General features: G+C 67.2%; 1 protein-coding gene. It reads left to right on the forward strand.

From position 1 onward, the window contains the following. Positions 1-91 precede the first annotated feature (91 nt). Positions 92-1,019: IS481 family transposase (locus tag PRN20_RS22790; protein WP_273959969.1), on the forward strand; the 928-nt coding region annotated here is incomplete at its 3' end.

Genomic DNA, 1,019 nt, shown 5'->3' on the forward strand with positions numbered 1-1,019 from the left:
CTAGGTGTCGTTGCTATGAAGGTTGTTCATTCGGAGAGGGACTGAGAAGCTGGGGTTGCGAAGCCAACCAACCTTCAGCGGAGCTCCCCGAATGAACGTCCACAAGAATGCGCGTCTGACGCCGCGCGGTCGAGTCCAGATGATTGAGCGGATCGAGGCGGGCTTGCCGGTGCAACGGGCAGCAGCGGCAGCGGGGGTATCGGAACGCACCGCGCATCGGTGGCTGGGGCGCTGGCGTGGTGGCGACCGGGAGCTCCTGGACCGCAGCTCGGCACCACGGCGCTGCCCGCATCGGCTGCGCCCCGAACAGGTCACCCGGATCGAGCATCTGCGCCGTGAGCGCCTGACCGGCCCGGCGATCGCCCGGGCGCTGGGCCTGGCGATCTCGAGCGTGGGGCTGGTGCTCAGACGGCTGGGTCTCAACCGCCTGAGCCGGCTCGAGCCGGCCCCGCCGGTGATCCGCTACGAACGCGAACGGGCCGGCGAGATGATCCATCTCGATATCAAGACGCTGGGCCGCATCGCCCGGCCCAGCCATCGGGTGACCGGCAACCGCCGCGACAGGGTCGAGGGCATCGGTTGGGAGCACCTGCATGTCGCCATCGATGACGCCAGCCGGCTCGCCTATACCGAAGTGCTCGATGGTCTGGGACGCGAGCACGCCACAGCCTTCCTCGGCCGCGCCCTCGCCTGGTTCGCACGCCTCGGCATCCGGGTCGAGCGGGTGATGACCGACAACGGCTCGGCCTATCGCTCGAAACTGTTCACCAGCGCCCTGACCCAAGCCGGTATCTGGCACGTCCGCACCCGACCCTATACCCCACGCACCAACGGCAAGGCCGAGCGCTTCATCCAGACCTCGCTGCGCGAGTGGGCCTATGCCAGACCCTATCCATCCTCAGCCCTGCGCAACCAGGCCATCGGCCCCTGGATCGACGCCTACAACACCACCAGGCCACACGCTGCCCTCGGTGGCATCACCCCATTCCAAAGACTGAACAACCTGCTTGGTAACGACA

It is taken from the genome of Devosia sp. ZB163, assembly GCF_028613635.1.
In the GTDB taxonomy this organism is placed as follows: Bacteria; Pseudomonadota; Alphaproteobacteria; order Rhizobiales; family Devosiaceae; genus Devosia_A.